Genomic DNA, 17957 nt, shown 5'->3' with positions numbered 1-17957 from the left:
GGAATACATGAAGAAGAACGTCGGGGGTCTTGACCGTCTTTTCCGATTGTCCGTCGGTTTCGCATCGGCCGCTTTCGCTTACACGGCCGATGATATGGCGCTTCGCCTGCTGTTGGGACTCGTGGCCGTGCTTGGAATCGGAACGGGCCTTCTCGGCTACTGTCCGATTCATGCCATGCTGGGATTTAACACGGCCGAAAGAAAGGGGAAGTAGATATTCATACGTCCGGACCGCCGGAATCCAAGGGAGCGAGGCAAGTCCTTATCCTGTTTCAAGCCTGCCGGACCGACGCGGCGAACAGGATGGTCATCCCTAAAAGGAGACCCCCAATCACGCTGAAGGCGCTTGTGTAGCCGGAAAGCCCGATCATCAAGCCGGTGAGGATCGGTCCGCCGGCATGGCCGATATCCATGATCGTTCCGAAAACGCCCATCGCGGACCCCAGAGACTCCCGTTTGCATAGATCCGTCACCATCGCGGAAGTGGATGATCCGATCACGGCCTCTCCGAAACCGAAAATCAACGATAGGAAAAGGAGACCGAGGAGTCCTTTCGTCCATGGGAGGAAAAACATGGCGGCCGCGCAGATGATTTGGCCCGCTATGATCGGCGGTTGACGGCCGATGCGATCCGAGAGACGGCCCATGACGGGCTTGGCCAAAATCGAAGCGATTCCCATCATGCCGAATAAAAGCCCGACCTCTCCGGCATTCAGTCCGACACGGATCCCATACAATGGAAGAAAAGCCATCAGGGAGCCCGAGGCGGTCATCAAAATCGCCTCCATCCCGCTTGTCACGAGCACCCGATGATCGCGCCCCAGTTCCCGGAGTCCTTGGAAAAGAGCCGAGACGGATTCGTGTCGTACCGATATCGACGATCGATCATCCGGAAGCTTCAGCATCACAAACAGGACGATCAAAACGACACCGATAACGGCGCAGACCGAAAAGATCTGCTGGAATCCGGACCAGACGAGGAGGTATCCGCCGATCATCCGCCCCGACAGCCGGCCGGCCTGGCTGAAGGAGGCATACCAGCTCAGGGCCTCGCCCCGTCCTTCACGAAACAGGTCCGCCACGATGGCCATCGCCACCGGAGCGAAGACCGCCGTGGCCAGACCGTGAAACGTTCTAAGGAGCACGAGCTGCCAGACTTGGTTCACTCCAAAATAGAAATAGGGAGCGAGAGCAAAGGCCGACAGCCCGATAAAGAGGAGCCGACGACGGCCGAGGAGATCCGACAAGGTCCCCGCCGGAAGCTTGAGCAGGACGCCGGTTAGGGTTGAGGCACCCACGATCAAACCGATCGCTTCCGGACGGGCTCCGAGCCGCTCCGCAAAAAGCGGAAGCAGCGGGGATCGAATCAAATCATAGCTGACGAATGCAAGAAACCCGATGAGACAGAGGAGGCGGAAGGATGATCCGAAATCGGTTTTGGCCATAATGAATGGACGGACTTCAGAAGCGGACGGTCAGTATGCCGATGGAACCGATCACCTCGTTCGGCGCCGGGCCCGTCGGGCCGGATACCAGCATCGGGGTCGGAAGATGGAAAACCAGCCGATGATCGTCGAGCTCGGCCAATGAATGGCTGATCGTGACAAGCCCGAAGGTCACGCCCGCGAACACGCCGATCGCGGCGCCGTAGCTGAGATAGTTCAGGTGATCGCCCGGATGGTTCCGGAGAGCGAGGGCTGCGCCACCTACCAGGGCGCCGGCCAATCCACCGTAAAACCCGTCTTTGAAAACCGTCTCAAAACTGTTTTCATCCGCCACCGCCCGAGCCGGACTCATCCAGCCCGCGAGACACACGAGCAGCAATACCGGGATTAACTTTCGCATCGAACCCTCCTTTTGATATTGCCATGGCGATCTGCGGCCGCCCGATGGGGACGCTCACGGCTACGGTTTCACAAATTCCCGAACCCCTTCCTCAAAATCCTGCAGTTCCAAGCCGAAGTCTTGTACCGCATCGGTCGGATCGCAGATATTGTCTTCCTGCAGCATGATCAACTGCTCCCGTGTAATCGGCGGATTCGGCAACAGCCATTCCGAGATCAACGCCCCCGGTTTGACCCAAGGAACGGGGATGTGGACGGCTTTTTTCTTTTTGTCGAGAACACGGGCGATGATTTGATAGATCTGGTTGTAGGTCAAACGCCGGGGTCCACCGAGCTCGTAAATCTTTCGGTAGCTCAATTGATTTCCAACCGCCAATGCAAAACAGGAGGCCACATTCCGGACGCTGATCGGCTGGATTCGGGACTCCCCCCGACCGATGACCGGGACGACCGGAGCGGATTGGATGATGCGGGCGAGGAGGTTAACAAATTGATCTCCGGGTCCGAAGACCACCGAAGGACGAAAAATGGTCCAGTCCAGACCGCTCTGGATCACGGCCTGCTCTCCTCGATATTTGGTTTGATGGTAACGGCTGGGCGCGTTGGGACGACTGCCCAACGCGCTCATATGAATGAACCGCCGAATCCGGGCCTCCGCCGTCGCTTTTAAAAGGTCCTCTGTTCCCTGAACGTGAATTCGCTCAAACGTCGATCGTCCTTTCTCGACGATGATCCCGACCAGATGAATCACGGCCTGGCATTCTTTCACACCGGCCGCCAGTCCCTGCGAATCGTTCAGATCCCCCGAATACAACTCGACGTCAGGCGGCAGAAGGCGCCTGGCCCGCTCGGCATCCCGGACCAAGCAGCGGACCTTGTGTCCGACTCCATGAAGCTGGCGGACAATCTCCCGGCCGACAAACCCCGTGCCGCCGGTCACGAAGATCTTCACAGATACCCCTCCAGCATGAAATCATCGCCGACCCGCGTCATCGAAAGGTCACGGATCGGGAGGACTTCTCCCGGCCCGTCGGTCACCGGTCCATCCACGACGCCGACGGCGTCTTTGCGTCCGACGACGATCGGCGCGATGAACCAGACGAGTTTGTCCACGATGCCGGAACGAAGGGCCGAGGCGTTCAACTCGCCCCCGCCTTCGATCAGAACGCTGGTGATCCCGATTTCGCCCAATCGACTCATCAGCTCCGGAAGGCTGACACGACCGTTCTGATCCTTGACGATCCAGACCGTCGCGCCCGCCCACTCGATCGCCCGTACCCGGTCCGGATGGGCACGGCGGGTCGTAGCCAGGATGGTTCCGGCGCATGATTTCTGCGTCAATAGACGAGCGGTGGGAGGAATCTTCAATGTGCTGTCCACAACGACGCGGACCGCGTCGCGTCCTTTTATTTTGGGAAGGCGGGTCGAAAGCCGCGGATCATCCGTCAGAACGGTATTGATTCCAACCAGAACGGCGTCCGACCCATTTCGGAGACGATGTCCTTCCCTCCGGGCTTTCTCCCCCGTGATCCGCGTGGCGGAACCTTGCTCAGAGGCGATCTTTCCGTCCAGGCTCATCGCGGTTTTCGAGATCACGAACGGCCGGCCGGTCGTCACGTACTTGACATAAACCTCGTTGAGCCGTAACGCTTCCCGTCTTAAGACCCCTTCCACGACTTGAACCCTTGCTCGCCGCAGCATCGCGATCCCCCTTCCGTTCACCTTGGGATTGGGGTCCCGCATCCCGATGACGATTCTTCGGATCCGACGTTTGATGATGAACGGAACACAGGGCGGGGTGCGTTTATCGAGATGGCAGCAGGGTTCGAGGTTCAGATAGAGCGTGGCGCCCGTGGCCCGGGGACCGGCCTTTCTCAAGGCGACGGCCTCGGCATGCGGTCCGCCCGCCCGGCGGTGATGCCCTTCGGCGACGATCCGTCCGGACTTGACCACGACGGCTCCGACCATCGGATTGGGGCTCGTCCGGCCCGCCGCCCGTTCCGCCAATTCCAGCGCCCGGCGCATGAAGGTCTCATCTGCTGTAAGAGGATTTTTCGACATACCCTGCGCTTGTTATAAGCGAAGAGGCATCAAGAGTCAAGCAACTTAAAATGCTTGCTGTTCAAGTTATACCACAGCAGGAGTTTGACGGACGCAACCCAAGAAAGGGATCAGGCAGAAGATCGATTATGGTGCGGGGTCGATGACGATATATTTCAGATCCGCTTCTCCCTCTTTTTCTTCTTATCATTTTTCAACACCGCGTGCGCGGCGGCCAGGCGCGCGATCGGAACGCGGTAGGGCGAGCAGCTCACGTAGTCCAGGCCGATTCGATGACAGAACTCGATCGAGGCCGGATCGCCGCCGTGCTCCCCGCAGATGCCGAGTTTGATATTCTTCCGCGTGTTCCGTCCGGCGACGGCCGCCAGACGCATCAGATAACCGACCCCCTCTTGATCCAACGTGGCAAACGGATCGAACTCGATGATATTGGCCGGTTGTTCCGTAATGACAAATCCGCAGGAACGGCAGGTGTTCGTTTTCTTGTCGACCTCCGAACTGTGGCAGTTCGGGCAGAGATCGGCCGTCGTCATATAAAATTGGATGAACTTGGCGGCGTCGTCCCTTGAGAATCCGTAAGTGGTCTGGGTCATGTCGTTTGTCCCAAAGGAAAAGAACTCGGCCTCTTTCGCAATCTGACCGGCCGTCACGGCCGCACGGGGCAGTTCGATCATTGTGCCGACAAGGTATTTGAGCTTGACGCCGTATTGTTTGATGACCTCATCCGCGGTTTTTCGGACCAGGTCCTTCTGGGCCCTCATCTCGGTCACCATCCCGACCAGCGGGACCATGATCTCCGGAACGATCTTTTTCCCCTCGCGCGCGATCTCGCAAGCCGCCTCCATAATGGCGCGCACCTGCATTCGCGTGATCTCGGGCATCGTAATACCCAATCGGCATCCCCTTAAGCCCAGCATCGGATTGAATTCATGCAGTTCCTCCACCCGCGCCAGGAGCTTCCGCTTTTCCTCCAGTAGGGCTCGATCACCACGCGTGGCCTCCAATCCGGCGATTTCCACCATCAACTCTTCGCGCTTGGGAAGGAATTCGTGCAGCGGGGGATCCAGCAGCCGGATGGTCACCGGATAGCCCTGCATTTTGTGATACAGGCCGAGAAAATCGCTCTTCTGAAGCGGCAGAAGTTTGTCCAGATACTGCTCCCGTTCCTCGCGAGTCCGGGACAGGATCATTTTCTTCATAATGGAGATGCGGTCCTCCGCAAAAAACATATGTTCCGTGCGGCACAGACCGATCCCTTCGGCGCCGAAGCCTCTCGCGATATTGGCCTGATCCGGGATGTCGGCGTTCGCCCGGATGCGGAGCCGACGGACCCGATCGGCCCAGCCTAGGATCGTGGCAAAGTAACGATACTTCTGCGATTGATGCGGCTTCATTTTTCCCTGAATGACCTGGGTCACCTCGGAAGACACGACGGGAAGATCCTGCGCGTAGACCTGGCCCGTAAAACCGTCGATCGAAAGAGAGTCTCCTTCTTTAAGCGTGGCCGGGCCGATCTTTACGGTCCGCTCAGCCTCGTTGACTTCGACCGCCTCGCACCCCGCCACGCAGACTTTCCCCATCTGCCGGGCCACAACAGCCGCATGCGACGTCATGCCGCCTTTCGCCGTGAGAAATCCCATCGCCGCGTCCATGCCGTGAATATCGTCCGGACTGGTCTCGCGCCGCACCAGGATCACGCGCTCGCCGTCTTCCCGCATTTTCACCGCCTTGTCCGGCGTCAGGACGATCTTGCCGGCCGCCGCACCCGGACCGGCCGGCAGCCCCCTTCCGACCGGACGGGCGGCTGATTCCGATTGGGAATCGAAGATCGGATAGAGGTACTGGGCGATCTGATCGGGCGAGACGCGAAGAATCGCCTCTTCTTTTGTAATCAGTTTTTCCTTCACCATATCGACCGCGATCTTGACGGCCGCCAGCCCGGTGCGTTTTCCCACGCGGGTCTGGAGCATATAGAGCTTTCCTTCCTGAATGGTGAATTCCAGGTCCAACATGTCCCGGTAATGGCGCTCCAACTTCTTAAAGACGCGCAGCAGATCCCGGTAGGCCGGCGGCACCGTCTTGGCCAAGGCCTCGATCGCCAGCGGCGTCCGGATTCCGGCCACGACGTCCTCTCCCTGCGCGTTCATCAGGCATTCGCCGAAAAACCGCCGCTCGCCGTTGGAAGGATCCCGCGTAAACGCAACACCGGTTCCGCTGGTGTCGCCCATATTCCCGAAGACCATCGCGACGATGTTGACGGCGGTGCCCCAGCCGTCCGGGATTCCTTGGAGACGGCGGTACGTGACGGCGCGGGCGCCGAACCATGAATTAAAAACGGCGTCGATCGCCATCTTGAGCTGCTCGAACGGATCGTCCGGAAATTCGCGGCCCGTTTCATGCTTCACCAAATTCTTGTATCGGGCCGTAAGGGATTTCATGTCCTCGGCGCCCAGGTCGGTGTCCAGCTTCGCCCGCTTTCGTTTCTTTTCCTCGTCCAATAGATGCTCGAACTGCTCCCGTTTTATTTCCATGACGATGCTTCCGAACATCGTGATGAAGCGGCGATAAGCGTCGTAGGCAAACCGTTCGTTTCCGGTCCGTCGAATAATCCCTTTGAGGGTCTGCTCGTTCAACCCCAGGTTGAGCACGGTGTCCATCATCCCCGGCATGGAAGCCTTGGCCCCGGATCGTACCGAGACCAGCAACGGTCGTTCGGAATCGCCGAAGGTCATTCCCATCGCCTGTTCGACATCTTTGAGATTTCGAAGCGCCTGCTCCCACATTCCTTTGGGAAACCGCTTTCCGTTTTTGAAATACTCAACGCAGGCCTGCGTGGTGATTGTAAAACCGGCCGGCACCGGTATTCCCAAGCGAGTCATCTCGGCCAGGCCGGCGCCTTTGCCTCCGAGGAGGTCCTTCATGTCGCCGCGCCCCTCGGCCTTGCCGGTCCCGAAATAGTAGACGTATTTTTTCTGTTTCACAGACGCCTCCTCCTACACGCCGTTGCGGCCTTGGATTATCCCGTCGTCGGGGTTCCAGTCGATTGGTTGGTTGACGGTTCAAGTCCCAATCGGACCCGACGCCTCTCGATCAAATTCTTCTGGACCCGTTTCCCGATCACGAGTAGAAAAGCCAGGAAGAGCATCGTTCCGATCAACGGGAAATTGACCTTCCACTTGTGCTGCGAATGAATCTTACCGTCCTTATCCTTCACAATCACCAGATCGGACACGATCAGTTTATGGGTGTTTCCGCTCGGATCGCTCGGATCGAGCCATTCCACGCAGAATTGAGCCCGGTCTTTTTCACCGACGGTTGTTTCCAACCATTCGGTCTTCAAGCAGATATGCCGGTCCGGCCTAAAATATTTGCCGCTCGACCCCAATTCATCGAGATCAACGTTGGCGAACCGTAAGCCGCCGATGAAGAGCAACCCGCCGATGAACACCAGCACCCACGTCACCCGGCGGGCGTAAATCCGCAACTCCAGCCGAAGACGGCCGTCATCCATGGGGGGTGCCGACATCTTGAACCTGCCCGAGGGAAATTATTTTGCTTTTGTGCCTTCGTCCACCATGACCCGCGTAAAATCGCCGAATCGGGAAAAAAGCTCCGTAATCCCGAGCAAGAGAGCCAAACGATTCTTCTGGAGGGACGGATCCTTGTCCATCACCATGACGGCGTCAAAAAAAGCATCGATCGGCCGACGGAGTTGCGAAAGCGCCTGAAGCGCCTGAAGGTAATCCCGTTTCCGCATGAATTCGGTCGCTTGTTTCTCGATCTTCAGATAGTCCCGATGCAGCGTTTGCTCTGCGGATTCCCGAAGCGCTTCCGGCTGAACGGCCCCCGCAAAGCCGGGAGGTAGAATGCGCGAAGCCCGTTTGAAAACCACGATCAACGGATCGAAATCCGGCTGTCGTTGAATCGCCGTCAGGGCGACGAACCGCAGATACAGGTCGAGCGGATTGTCAAACGGACGGCACAGCACCGCGTCGGCTAAATCGGCGCGGAACCCGATGCCGTCCCGCGGCGCCTGGCCGAAGCGCCGCCTTAGATAGGTCTCCATCCGCTGGGAAAGAAAACGCTCCAATCCATCGCGAATCGATTTGGAGCTCTTTTTCAGGGAAACGCCCCGATCCGCGTAAAGGCCGGCCGAGGTCTCAATCGCCTTTCCGAGCGAGATGCCGGCGAAGGCTTCATCCAGAAGCACTTGAACCAGGCCCAAACCCTGCCGCCGGAGCGCGTAAGGATCCATCGAACCGCTGGGCGCGAGGTCCACCCCGAAAAACCCGACCAGCGTGTCGAGCCGGTCGGCGACGGTCAGGAACTTCCCCGTGATCGTCCGGGGCGGGTTCGGGTCATCGGCGTGCCTCGGGAAATAATGCTCCGAGATCGCCTCGGCCACTTCCGATTCTTCTCCTTGGAAACGCGCGTACTCACGGCCCACGACGCCCTGCAGACTCGGAAATTCACGCACCATACCGGTCAGGAGATCCGATTTGCACAGCAGGGCCGCCTTTTCAATGCGGCCGACTTCCCCATCCGATCTGCCGGATTCGCGCGCCAACCCGGAAGCGAGCTCCTTGATGCGCTCCATCTTTTGGTGAACGGTTCCGAGCTTCTCATGAAAAATAAGCCCCGTGAGTTCGGCCCTGCGCTCGTTCAAGGTCCGCTTTTTGTCCTGCTCAAAGTAGAACCGGGCGTCCTCCAGCCGGGCCCGAAGAACCCGCTCGTTGCCGGCCCGGATCAGGTCCGGCTTTTGGGTCTTGACGTTGCTTACAAAGAGAAAATAAGGCAGCAGCGAACCGTTTTTATTCAAAAGATGGAAATAACCCTGGTGTTCCTTCATGACCGTGATCGGGACCTCGGAGGGGAGATCGAGATATTTTTTATCAAAGCCGCCGAGCATTACGACCGGCTCCTCGGTGAGAAAGACGGCCTGCGAAAGCAGGTCGGGATCCTCCGCCATGCGGCCTTTCTTGTGCTGTGCGAACCGCAAGAGCTCCTGCCGGATCAACTGTTCGCGTTCGGCCGGATCCAGGATCACGTGATGTCGCTTCAGATCCCGGCAATAGCCGTCCCAATTTCTCACCGGAAACGACCGGTTCGCCATAAAACGATGGCCCCACGTTCGGTTGCCGCTGGCGAGACCGGCCAGATGGAAGGGAACGATCCGCCCGTCGAGCAGGGCGAGGATCCGTCGTATGGGGCGGGCGAATCGCACACCCTGCCCGTCCCACCGCATCGTCTTTGGAAATCCCAAGGATGAAACCAAGTCGGGCAGCAGCGCTTTCAAGACGCGAGTCGAGGGGAGGCTCGGCTGCTTTTGAACAACGCAGACGTAATCCCCTTTTTCGGTTTTTTTGATCGTCAGGCCATCGACCAAAACGCCGTGGGCTTTTGCAAACCCGATCGCGGCCGCCGTGGGCCGTCCGTCGGCCGCGTAAGCCGCCGACCGGGGCGGGCCGGTCACTTCCGTGACCTGCGTCACCTGGCGTGTCGGAACGCCGGTGGCGCGGACAACTAGACGCCGCGGAGTGGCGAATGTCTCCACCCGATCGGCCGGAATTCTCGCTTCGGAAAGCATTCGGACGGCCTTCTCCTTCAACTCGATGAGCGCCGTCGGGAGAACCCGCGACGGGATTTCTTCCGTCCCGATCTCCAAAAGCAACTCGCTTTCGCGCTTTGAGGTTTGACGCGCGGGCCGCATCACGACCGCACCCGAACGTCGGATTTGGACAGCAGGGGGTACCCCAGCGCCTCACGGCTCTTGCAATAAGCCTCGGCACATTGTTTGGCCAGATCACGCACTCGGGCAATGAGGCTGGCCCGTTCCGTCACGCTGACCGCGCCCCTGGCGTCCAAGAGATTAAAAAGATGGGATGTCTTAATGCAATAGTCGTAAGCCGGGAGCGGCAGGCCCGTCGACAACAACGCCCTGCATTGGGACTCCCACCGGCCGAAAACTTCACGGATGTCCTTCGGGTCGGTCAGCTCGAAGTTGTGTTTGGAGAACTCGATCTCGGTCCGGTGATGCACGTCACCGTAGGTCACCGCGGCGTTCCATCGCAGATCAAACACACTGTCGACGCCCTGGAGGTACATCGCGAGGCGCTCCAGGCCGTACGTCAATTCGACCGAGACCGGCGAAAGTTCGATCCCCCCGACTTCCTGGAAATAAGTAAACTGCGTGATCTCCATTCCGTTGAGGCGAACCTCCCACCCCAGTCCCCAGGCGCCGAGGGTGGGCGATTCCCAGTCGTCCTCGACGAACCGGATGTCATGAATCCGACCGTCGATGCCCAGTTTCTTGAGGCTGTCGAGGTACAGGTCCTGGACATTCGCCGGGGAAGGTTTGAGGATGACCTGAAACTGATAGTAATGTTGCAGACGGTTTGGGTTTTCACCGTAGCGACCGTCCGAGGGTCGGCGGGTGGGTTGGACATAGGCCGTCTTCCAGGGTTCCGGACCGAGAACTCGGAGGAAGGTGGCCGGATGAAAAGTGCCGGCCCCCACTTCCAGATCATAGGGCTGATGCAAAACGCAGCCCTGACGAGACCAATAGTCCAGAAGAACCGAAATGATCTCTTGAAAAGTCAACTTTCACCTCTCCGCCTGCACCCGGAATCATGGATTGATAAGTTTGCATAGAAGCAAGTAAAATTAACAAAATTATGGCCGTATTGTCAAGACGAATCACGGCCGAGTCCGAGGCTTTACGGGTCGCCGGCCATACAGTATAATGGGGGCCTATGAAAAAGACATCGAGCCGGAATCGGGACCGAATTGAAAGCCTGGAAGAGGAGGCACGGCGCTACATCTGGCATCCCTTTACCCAGATGGCCGAATGGGAAAAGGAACCGCCGCTTATTATTGAACGCGGAAAGGGCGTTTATCTTTACGACGTTTACGGGAAACGATATCTGGACGCTGTCTCATCCATCTGGGTGAACCTGCACGGCCATCGAAAAGCCGCGCTGGACCGCGCGCTGAAAAACCAGATCGATAAAATCGCCCACTCCACGCTCCTCGGCCTGACGAACCGGCCGGCGATCCGGCTCGCGAAGAAACTTGTGACGCTGGCTCCGCCCGGATTGACGAAGGTTTTTTTCTCGGACAACGGCTCGACCGCCGTGGAGGTCGCGCTCAAGATCGCGTTGCAGTACTGGCGCCATCGGGGAAAGGCACGCAAGACAAAATTCTTGTCGCTGAACAACGCCTACCATGGTGACACCATCGGCTCGGTCAGCCTCGGCGGGATTGAGTTGTTTCACGGCCTCTATTCGCCGCTTTTATTTCCGACCTACAAGGTCGGCGCTCCGTACTGCTATCGATGTTTCCTAAATAAAACCTTCCCGGAATGCCGCCTGGCCTGCGGGGATGAAGTCGAGAGGGTTTTGTCCGAACATCATGATGAGATTGCGGCCGTGGTTATCGAGCCGCTGATACAGGGCGCGGCCGGAATGTTGACCTGGCCGCCGGGATACTTAAAACGGATCCGTGACCTCTGCACGCGTTATCACAGTCTCTTGATCGCGGACGAGGTTTTCACCGGCTTCGGGCGGACCGGAACGATGTTTGCCTGCGAGCATGAAGGAGTAACCCCGGATCTGATGGCCGTCGCGAAAGGTCTCACGGGAGGCTATCTGCCGCTGGCGGCCACGCTGGCGACTCGGGAAATCTATGACGCTTTTTTAGGCGGGTACGGGGAATTCAAGACCTTTTTTCACGGCCACAGCTATACCGGCAATCCGCTCGGGTGCGCGGTCGCATTGGCCAGTCTTGACGTCTTTGACCGGGAACGGGTCCTGTCGCGACTCCGACCCAAGATCAGGGCGTTGGCCGATGGATTGAAACCGCTCTGGCGTCATCCGCACGTGGGGGATATTCGTCAAATCGGTCTGATCGCGGCGGTGGAGTTGGTTAAGGATCGGCCCACGAAAGAACCGTATCCTTTGGAAGAGCGATGGGGCTATCGCGTGGCCAAGGAGGCCTTAAAACGCGGAATGATCCTCCGGCCGCTTGGAAACGTCGTTCCGCTCCTGCCGCCGCTGTCGGTCACGATCCCTCAGTTGAGAAAGATGATTTCGATCCTTGACGAATCCATCGGGGTTGCCGCGGGAATATAAGGGAACGGCATACGGCCCATCCTACGCATTTTTCTTTCCAAACAGTTTACACCGCCAGCAGACCACCTTAATCGCCATGGACTGAATCTCGTCCGGAACCATCAAAAAGTAGCCCTTCCAGAGCTTTCGACCGCACAGATCACAATGGGACGTTATGACATAGAGATCTTCCGAACGTTGCGACATCGGGTCCCCTTTTACACCAAGGCTGCAGAGATTTATGCCGGTTCAGAGCGCTTGGCCTGCTCCACCAAGAACAAAATGCGGTCGGCCACCCGACCGGCGTCGAGGTCCAAGAGACGCGCGTATTGCAGAACGTAGCTGCGAAGGTAAACGGCCGGCGGCAAAGAGCGAAACTGATTTTTCTCCAAGAACTCCAAATAGGTGATGTTGATCCGGGTCCGGCTTGCAATCTCCTGGAGCGGTATCCCGCGCCGCTCCCGAATCTGCCGGAGTTCCGTCCCGGTCATGGATTCAATATCGGCCGGGTCCGATTTCTGGACGGGAGAATTTTGAGAATCGGGTCCGGGAATCGACGACACGGCCCCGGCCGGGTCGGAACCCGACGGATTCGGTTTGGAGGGACCGGCCGATCCCAACACGTCCTGATCGTATGCCCTTCGTCGGTTTTCATCCGAAAGCGTCTCGTAAGCCAGATGGACCTTTCGGACAATCTCTTTGCGTTCCTCCGAATCAAACAACGAATAGGCCGCCAACGACTGATCGCCGTACGTCTTTTTGGCCAACGCATAGGCCTGGTCGATCTGCGCGCGCGTCGCGTGAATCGGGATCTCGAAGATCTCGTAAAAGTTTTGTTCCCGGATGGGCTTCATCGCCGAGGAGCGGTGTCCACCAGGTAATCCAAGGTCAACTGGGCGTGGCCGACCAGGTTGGCGGCGACTTTCTGGATTCCACGGGCCGAGTTGGACAGGGGATACTCGGTCAACATCGGTCGTCGACGTTTCGTGGCCTGCCAGACATGGTCGTCGTACTCCACATGGCCGACATATTCCACGGTGATGCCGAAATACTTCGTGCAGGAGCTGCGCATCGAGAACCCGAGGGTGATGTCGTCCTTCGACCGGACCTGGTTCACGACCAGTTTCGGCCGGAGACCGTACATCTCTTTTTTCAGCAGCTCGCCGACCGCCGGGTCCATGCGGGCCACCCGCTCGATCAAATCGTAGGGCGTTTTGATTCCGTACTCGTTCTTCTGATCCATCGCCTTTGCAATGATCTCTTTGACGGCGTCCTCCCTCGCGATCTTCCGAAACCGACGGTAAAAAACGCTTTTAATGAATCGGTAGACGTTTTCGATCGAGGTCGGCTCGGGCAAAACGGCGAGGATGCCTTGGTCGGCGATCAGAAAGAAATCCAGGATATTAAACGACGTGCCGGCCCCCAGGTCCAGAATGATATACTCCATATCCAATTCCTGGATCTGGCGAAGGAGGCGCATCTTCTGGGCATGCTTGGGGTTGGCCATTTCCAGAATGTCCTGCGCCCCGCTGATGAGGCTTAAGTTTCGGATGCCGGTTGGAACGATGGCCTGCTCGATTCGCTTGATGCGTCCGGTCAGGAGATCCGACAGCGTGGCTTCCGGATAATCGATACCCAGGCAGGTGTGGAGATTGGCGCATCCAAGGTCGGCGTCGATCATGAGAACGCGCTTCCCTTGATTGGAAAGAGCAATCCCCAAGTTGGCGGCAAGGAAGCTTTTACCGGTGCCGCCTTTACCGCCGCCTACCGCCCAGATTTCGCCTCTGGATAGATTGGCCGAATCCCGAAGCTGCATTCCCTCAGTCTTTCATCATCCCGATTGACGATGGGGTTACTTTTACACGAATCCATGGAATTTATCAAGTGTTTTCTTATTATTTTTGAACATGGTATAATTGCGCATTATGCGGCGTCATCCATCTTTACCGTTCCTCACGATCCTTTTATTGACTTCGACGGTTTTCACGGCGGGACTATCGGCCGCTCCGGAGGCTTTGACCGTCGATCCGGTAAGCGCCGGACTCGGGAGCGACGGGCTTCCGGTCGGCTGGGACCTCAAACAATGGTTCGGCGGCGGCCATGATGTCCGGATCGAAAGTGAAAACGGAAAGCCCGTTCTCCGTTTGGTCTCAAAACAAAACAGCTTCGGTATTTACAAAAAAATGAATTTCGATATCCGTGACTATCCCTATCTTTCCTGGCGATGGAAAGCCACGGTTCTCCCGACCGGCGGGGACGTGCGGAATAAAAAAACGGACGATCAGGCGGCGGAGGTCTATGTCCTTTTCCCCAAATTCCCTTCGGCCGTCAATACACGCCTGGTAGGCTACATCTGGGAAAACCTCACGCCAAAGGGCCTGCACGTCACCAGCCAGAAATCCTCCAAGACGCGATACGTTGTTCTCCGGAACGGAACGGATCCCCTCGGTCAGTGGATGTCTGAAAAACGGAATGTCCTTCAGGATTACCGCGACCTGTTCGGAGAAGAGCCGCCCCAGGTCGGAGGGGTGACACTGATGATCGACTCGGACGACACGCGGTCAAGCGCCGAGAGTTATTTTGACGTTCTCCGGTTTGAAAAAGAATAGACGCCCGAAAAATCTTCTTGCACTCCGGTTGGTTCTGTGATAAAAATGACGAAATTTGTCTATCCCTAACTGGAGGGGTTTATGACGAACCGACGGTTGAGAAAGTTGATGCGGAGCGTCTCTGCAACCCGGTTAACCCGACTGGGCAACAAAATCCGCCGGTTTTTTCTTTGCGCCGTCAAACCTCATTATGTCGAACAAATGATCCAGCACCGGGGGGGCGAATGCGTTCAGTGCGGGAAATGCTGCAAGTTGGTCTTCAAGTGTCCGTTTCTCGGGGGGACGGATGAAAACCCGAGATGCATGGTTTACGAAGGACGGCCCAAGCCTTGCGTGGCCTTTCCCATCGACGAGCGCGATCTGGCCGACGTGAATTTCCAATGCGGGTACTTCTTCTCAGACGGAAGGGCCCTCTCATCCGACCTTGTCCAGATCCCCGTTGCAGCCTTTGCTCACCCGGCCCAATCGTCTTCTAACCTTGCCGCCGATCTTTAGACTTCGCCCGTCTTCAACTCGATTTCGGCCAGCGTGACCCTTCCGGCACCGGCCCTTTGCATTTCCCGCTCGGCCTGTTCGCTGTCCGTCGGTTTGACGTTCACCCCCCGCGACGCATCCGCCAGATAAACCGCTTTGAACCCCGCCTTCAACGCATCCAGAACGGTGCTTTTCACGCAGTAGTCGGTGGCCAATCCGCCCACGAAAACCGCTTCGACCCTCCGCGTCGTCAACCATTCGCTCAAGGCGGTCTGCTGAAATCCGGAGTAGGCCTCGATTTTGGGGTTCGTTCCCTTTGAAATAATCGTCGCCTCTTTGGGAAGTTTCAGTTCGGCATGAAACTCCGCGCCGGGCGTATTCCGGACGCAGTGCGGGGGCCAGATCCCGCCGAAGGGTTTGAACGAACAATGGTCGCGCGGATGCCAGTCCCGTGTGGCGACGATCGGGGCGCCTTCGGCCTGAAAGATGCGGATATATTTGTTAAGAAGAGGCACGACCCGGTCCCCTTCCGGAACGGCCAGTGTCCCGCCCGGACAGAAATCGTTCTGCACATCCACGATGAGAAGCGCGGTTCGGCTTGTGATCCTAGGCCGCCCGGTTCGGAAGTTTTTTTCGGTCGGCACATCCACCTCGACGCGGATTCAGGGAACCGGAAGCAACCGCGACGGTTCAACCCGGGTCAGCGTCGCGGTGACGGAACCGATGGCCACCTTCCCGCTCATCCTGACGGGGATCCGGCGGGCATCATCCGTCACCCATAAATAAAGGTCTCCTTTATTCCAGAGAAGTCCATCAAACAGGACGATCGCTCTGACTTTGATCGTCGGAACCGTCCCGATCGCGGTCCGGAGGGTTTCGCTCCCGAGAATCTGAACCTCTAATTTGTAGTTTTTTTTACTTTCGTGGACATCGATAAAGACCGACGATCCCGCGGCCAGATTGGGGACCGTCCTGAAATAGTACAGACAGGAAAGGATGTCCTGGGCCTGAGGCGGGATCTCAAACTTGGACGTCCGACCTTTAAACCGCATCAGGGCCGTATGCTCTTCCTGATCGAACTGAACCTCCTTATACCGTTTGCGGAAACCGTGCCGCTGGTCTACGGTGATTTTATAAGGATACAGCCCCTTGGCGTCAATGATGGACTCGACGCGGTCGTTGACCGGAAAAAAAACAGAGAGCCACTCGTTCGAGGTGGCTGTGGAAACGACTCGGAAAACGTCGCGGCCGTTGAATCGTTCACCGGATTGGGATTCGAGAACGCCCTCCCCCACGGTCAGACCCGCCCAGCTGATGTCGTAAACCAGCCGTTCGCCAAATACAAAAGACGGCGTCACGGACGGGAGCGAGGGTTCGGACAAGGATGCGGCGGCCAGCGGAGAACAAAGGAGGACGGACCCGAGGACAAAAACCACTTTAAGAAGCGCCTTTTCCAAGCAGCACCACCGGAATCGTTTTGAGAAAGATCACAAAGTCCAATTGGAGGGACCAATTATCGATGTATTGAAGGTCCAGTTCCATCCATTTATTAAAATCGACGATGTGACTGCGGCCGTGAATCTGCCAGAGACAGGTCAGGCCGGGTTTCATGCTCAGCCGACGCCGCTGCCAGCGCTCGTACTGGGCCACCTCTTCCGGCAAGGGGGGCCGCGGGCCGACGATGCTCATATCGCCGTTGAGAACGTTGATGAGCTGCGGCAGTTCATCCAAACTCGTTTTTCGAAGAAACCTCCCGATGGAAGTCAACCGGGGATCGCCTTTCATCTTGAAGACCGGTCCGTCCATTTCGTTCAAATGAAGCAACTCGTGCTTTTGGGCCTCCGCATTCCGAACCATCGATCGAAATTTATAGAGTGTAAACCGCCGGCCGTTCAGACCCACCCGTGTTTGCTTGAAAAACACCGGTCCTTTCGATGTGAGCTTAATCGTCAGCGTGATCAGCAGGAACAACGGGAACAGCGCCACAAGTAAAAGTCCGGACACGGCCAGATCGAACGATCTCTTAAAGGCGAGCAGAAATTCATTATAGGGCGTGGTGGTGAACGTCAGCAGAGGGACGCCGTGCAGATCATCCAGATGAATTTTCGCGATCATGTGCGGGAAGAAGTTCACCGCCACCCGGGCGCGAACGCCCAGTTCTTCACACATCAGGAAAATCGTCTCCAGCTCCTCCAACTTTTTCCGGGACACGGCGAAAATGACCTCGTCCACCACCTGATGCTGAAGGATCTCCGAAATCTGATTGACGTGGCCGATGACCGGATACCCTCCCGCTTTGGCCGGCTCGCCGTCGCCGGTATCGGAAATCAGGCCGAGAAGTTTGAAGCCCCAATCTTTGTTGTCTTCCAGGACTTTCGCGATTTCTCGGGCGCGCCTCCCCGTTCCCACCAAGAGCACATTCCTTGTATTCAATTCATTCCATCGGGCCTTCTTGGCGATCACGCGAAGGGCGATTCGTCCAACCGACAAAAATACGAAGGCGGTTCCTCCGAACAGGACGACGAAGAGACGGCTGAGATCATGCTGTTTAAATACAAAGATCGCGGCGCCCAGGAGCAAGGTGCCCGCCAATACGACCTTCAACAGGGCGAGCGGCTCGGTCCAAAGTTTTTTTGTCCGAAAAGATCGGTAAAGCCGGAAGTAATAAAGCAGGAAGGACCAGGTCGGAACGATAAAAAGCAGCAGCCACAGGTACCTGTCGACTTCGACGAGTTTTCCGTACGAATCGGAAAAAAAGGCGTCCCGAACCCAATACGCCAGAAAAAATGCGATCACGATCAGAATCAGATCGCCGAGGTAAACGGAGGCGGCAACTAATTTTGCGCGTTGGCGGAGCATGG

The 17957-nt window shown here is 57.4% G+C and carries 18 protein-coding genes; 3 read left to right on the top strand and 15 right to left on the bottom strand.

The genetic code is table 11. From position 1 onward, the window contains the following. Positions 1–7 precede the first annotated feature (7 nt). Positions 8–214: a DUF2892 domain-containing protein gene (locus VLY20_07390; GenBank protein ID HUK56465.1), complete on the top strand. Its 207-nt coding sequence runs from the start codon at positions 8–10 to the stop codon at positions 212–214. A gap of 58 nt (positions 215–272) precedes the next feature. Here the strand turns inward: VLY20_07390 and VLY20_07385 are convergent, their stop codons facing one another. The 8 genes from VLY20_07385 to VLY20_07350 form a co-directional block, all read right to left on the bottom strand. Further along, a complete protein-coding gene (locus VLY20_07385) occupies positions 273–1445 on the bottom strand; it encodes an MFS transporter (GenBank protein HUK56464.1) in 1173 nt (390 codons plus the stop codon). Positions 1446–1461: 16 nt separating this feature from the next. Continuing rightward, on the bottom strand, positions 1462–1845 hold the full coding sequence (locus VLY20_07380) for a hypothetical protein (GenBank protein HUK56463.1): 384 nt from the start codon (positions 1843–1845) through the stop codon (positions 1462–1464). 60 nt (positions 1846–1905) lie between these two features. Next, positions 1906–2796: a complex I NDUFA9 subunit family protein gene (locus VLY20_07375; GenBank protein HUK56462.1), complete on the bottom strand. Its 891-nt coding sequence runs from the start codon at positions 2794–2796 to the stop codon at positions 1906–1908. Then, on the bottom strand, positions 2793–3905 hold the full coding sequence (ribD, locus tag VLY20_07370) for a bifunctional diaminohydroxyphosphoribosylaminopyrimidine deaminase/5-amino-6-(5-phosphoribosylamino)uracil reductase RibD (GenBank protein HUK56461.1): 1113 nt from the start codon (positions 3903–3905) through the stop codon (positions 2793–2795). The genes VLY20_07375 and ribD overlap by 4 nt, the downstream gene beginning before the upstream one ends. A 155-nt stretch (positions 3906–4060) precedes the next feature. After that, on the bottom strand, positions 4061–6886 hold the full coding sequence (ppdK, locus tag VLY20_07365; GenBank protein ID HUK56460.1) for a pyruvate, phosphate dikinase: 2826 nt from the start codon (positions 6884–6886) through the stop codon (positions 4061–4063). A 35-nt stretch (positions 6887–6921) separates the two neighbouring features. Further along, positions 6922–7431: a hypothetical protein gene (locus VLY20_07360; protein HUK56459.1), complete on the bottom strand. Its 510-nt coding sequence runs from the start codon at positions 7429–7431 to the stop codon at positions 6922–6924. Positions 7432–7452: 21 nt separating this feature from the next. After that, positions 7453–9615 carry a glycine--tRNA ligase subunit beta gene (glyS, locus tag VLY20_07355; GenBank protein ID HUK56458.1) on the bottom strand — a complete coding sequence of 721 codons (2163 nt, stop codon included), beginning with the start codon at positions 9613–9615 and terminating at the stop codon, positions 7453–7455. Further along, complete coding sequence (locus VLY20_07350; protein HUK56457.1) at positions 9615–10505, bottom strand: glycine--tRNA ligase subunit alpha; 891 nt, start codon at positions 10503–10505, stop codon at positions 9615–9617. Before VLY20_07350 ends, glyS begins: the two co-directional genes overlap by 1 nt. Positions 10506–10657: 152 nt before the next feature. Between VLY20_07350 and bioA the strand changes: the two genes are divergently transcribed. Further along, positions 10658–12034 carry an adenosylmethionine--8-amino-7-oxononanoate transaminase gene (gene bioA / locus VLY20_07345; protein HUK56456.1) on the top strand — a complete coding sequence of 459 codons (1377 nt, stop codon included), beginning with the start codon at positions 10658–10660 and terminating at the stop codon, positions 12032–12034. A gap of 21 nt (positions 12035–12055) precedes the next feature. Here the strand turns inward: bioA and VLY20_07340 are convergent, their stop codons facing one another. From VLY20_07340 to VLY20_07330, 3 genes are read right to left on the bottom strand one after another with little or no spacing between them, the layout of a single operon-like run. Continuing rightward, positions 12056–12220: a hypothetical protein gene (locus tag VLY20_07340; protein HUK56455.1), complete on the bottom strand. Its 165-nt coding sequence runs from the start codon at positions 12218–12220 to the stop codon at positions 12056–12058. Between the two features lie 32 nt (positions 12221–12252). Further along, a complete protein-coding gene (locus VLY20_07335) occupies positions 12253–12867 on the bottom strand; it encodes a helix-turn-helix domain-containing protein (GenBank protein ID HUK56454.1) in 615 nt (204 codons plus the stop codon). Then, complete coding sequence (locus VLY20_07330; GenBank protein HUK56453.1) at positions 12864–13829, bottom strand: AAA family ATPase; 966 nt, start codon at positions 13827–13829, stop codon at positions 12864–12866. The genes VLY20_07335 and VLY20_07330 overlap by 4 nt, the downstream gene beginning before the upstream one ends. 151 nt (positions 13830–13980) lie before the next feature. Here VLY20_07330 and VLY20_07325 point away from each other — a divergent pair, with 151 nt between their 5' ends. Continuing rightward, positions 13981–14622 carry a DUF3047 domain-containing protein gene (locus tag VLY20_07325; protein ID HUK56452.1) on the top strand — a complete coding sequence of 214 codons (642 nt, stop codon included), beginning with the start codon at positions 13981–13983 and terminating at the stop codon, positions 14620–14622. Between the two features lie 132 nt (positions 14623–14754). Here the strand turns inward: VLY20_07325 and VLY20_07320 are convergent, their stop codons facing one another. The 4 genes from VLY20_07320 to VLY20_07305 all read right to left on the bottom strand — a co-directional run bounded on the left by VLY20_07320 (position 14755) and on the right by VLY20_07305 (position 17955). Continuing rightward, positions 14755–15003: a hypothetical protein gene (locus tag VLY20_07320; GenBank protein ID HUK56451.1), complete on the bottom strand. Its 249-nt coding sequence runs from the start codon at positions 15001–15003 to the stop codon at positions 14755–14757. 110 nt (positions 15004–15113) lie between these two features. Further along, positions 15114–15740: a bifunctional nicotinamidase/pyrazinamidase gene (gene pncA / locus VLY20_07315; GenBank protein HUK56450.1), complete on the bottom strand. Its 627-nt coding sequence runs from the start codon at positions 15738–15740 to the stop codon at positions 15114–15116. 18 nt (positions 15741–15758) lie between these two features. Then, positions 15759–16553, bottom strand: a complete 795-nt coding sequence (locus VLY20_07310) for a DUF3108 domain-containing protein (GenBank protein HUK56449.1) — start codon at positions 16551–16553, stop codon at positions 15759–15761. Beyond that, positions 16534–17955 (bottom strand): sugar transferase, encoded by a 1422-nt coding sequence (locus VLY20_07305; protein ID HUK56448.1) that lies wholly within the window; start codon positions 17953–17955, stop codon positions 16534–16536. The genes VLY20_07310 and VLY20_07305 overlap by 20 nt, the downstream gene beginning before the upstream one ends. Between the last annotated feature and the right edge of the window lie 2 nt (positions 17956–17957).

The sequence above is a fragment of the Nitrospiria bacterium genome (assembly GCA_035517655.1).
Taxonomy (GTDB): Bacteria; Nitrospirota; Nitrospiria; order JACQBZ01; family JACQBZ01; genus JACQBZ01.
Note: the sequence above shows the minus strand (reverse complement) of the source record. Positions and strands in the feature narration are given on the sequence as shown.

What these genes read in the sequence shown, in the direction of transcription:
- VLY20_07390 (HUK56465.1), top strand. Translation starts at nt 8, where the DNA reads ATGAAGAAGAACGTCGGGGGTCTTGACCGTCTTTTCCGATTGTCCGTC.
- VLY20_07385 (HUK56464.1), bottom strand. Translation starts at nt 1,445, where the DNA reads ATGGCCAAAACCGATTTCGGATCATCCTTCCGCCTCCTCTGTCTCATC.
- VLY20_07380 (HUK56463.1), bottom strand. Translation starts at nt 1,845, where the DNA reads ATGCGAAAGTTAATCCCGGTATTGCTGCTCGTGTGTCTCGCGGGCTGG.
- ribD (HUK56461.1), bottom strand. Translation starts at nt 3,905, where the DNA reads ATGTCGAAAAATCCTCTTACAGCAGATGAGACCTTCATGCGCCGGGCG.
- VLY20_07360 (HUK56459.1), bottom strand. Translation starts at nt 7,431, where the DNA reads ATGTCGGCACCCCCCATGGATGACGGCCGTCTTCGGCTGGAGTTGCGG.
- glyS (HUK56458.1), bottom strand. Translation starts at nt 9,615, where the DNA reads ATGCGGCCCGCGCGTCAAACCTCAAAGCGCGAAAGCGAGTTGCTTTTG.
- bioA (HUK56456.1), top strand. Translation starts at nt 10,658, where the DNA reads ATGAAAAAGACATCGAGCCGGAATCGGGACCGAATTGAAAGCCTGGAA.
- VLY20_07340 (HUK56455.1), bottom strand. Translation starts at nt 12,220, where the DNA reads ATGTCGCAACGTTCGGAAGATCTCTATGTCATAACGTCCCATTGTGAT.
- VLY20_07335 (HUK56454.1), bottom strand. Translation starts at nt 12,867, where the DNA reads ATGAAGCCCATCCGGGAACAAAACTTTTACGAGATCTTCGAGATCCCG.
- VLY20_07330 (HUK56453.1), bottom strand. Translation starts at nt 13,829, where the DNA reads ATGCAGCTTCGGGATTCGGCCAATCTATCCAGAGGCGAAATCTGGGCG.
- VLY20_07305 (HUK56448.1), bottom strand. Translation starts at nt 17,955, where the DNA reads ATGCTCCGCCAACGCGCAAAATTAGTTGCCGCCTCCGTTTACCTCGGC.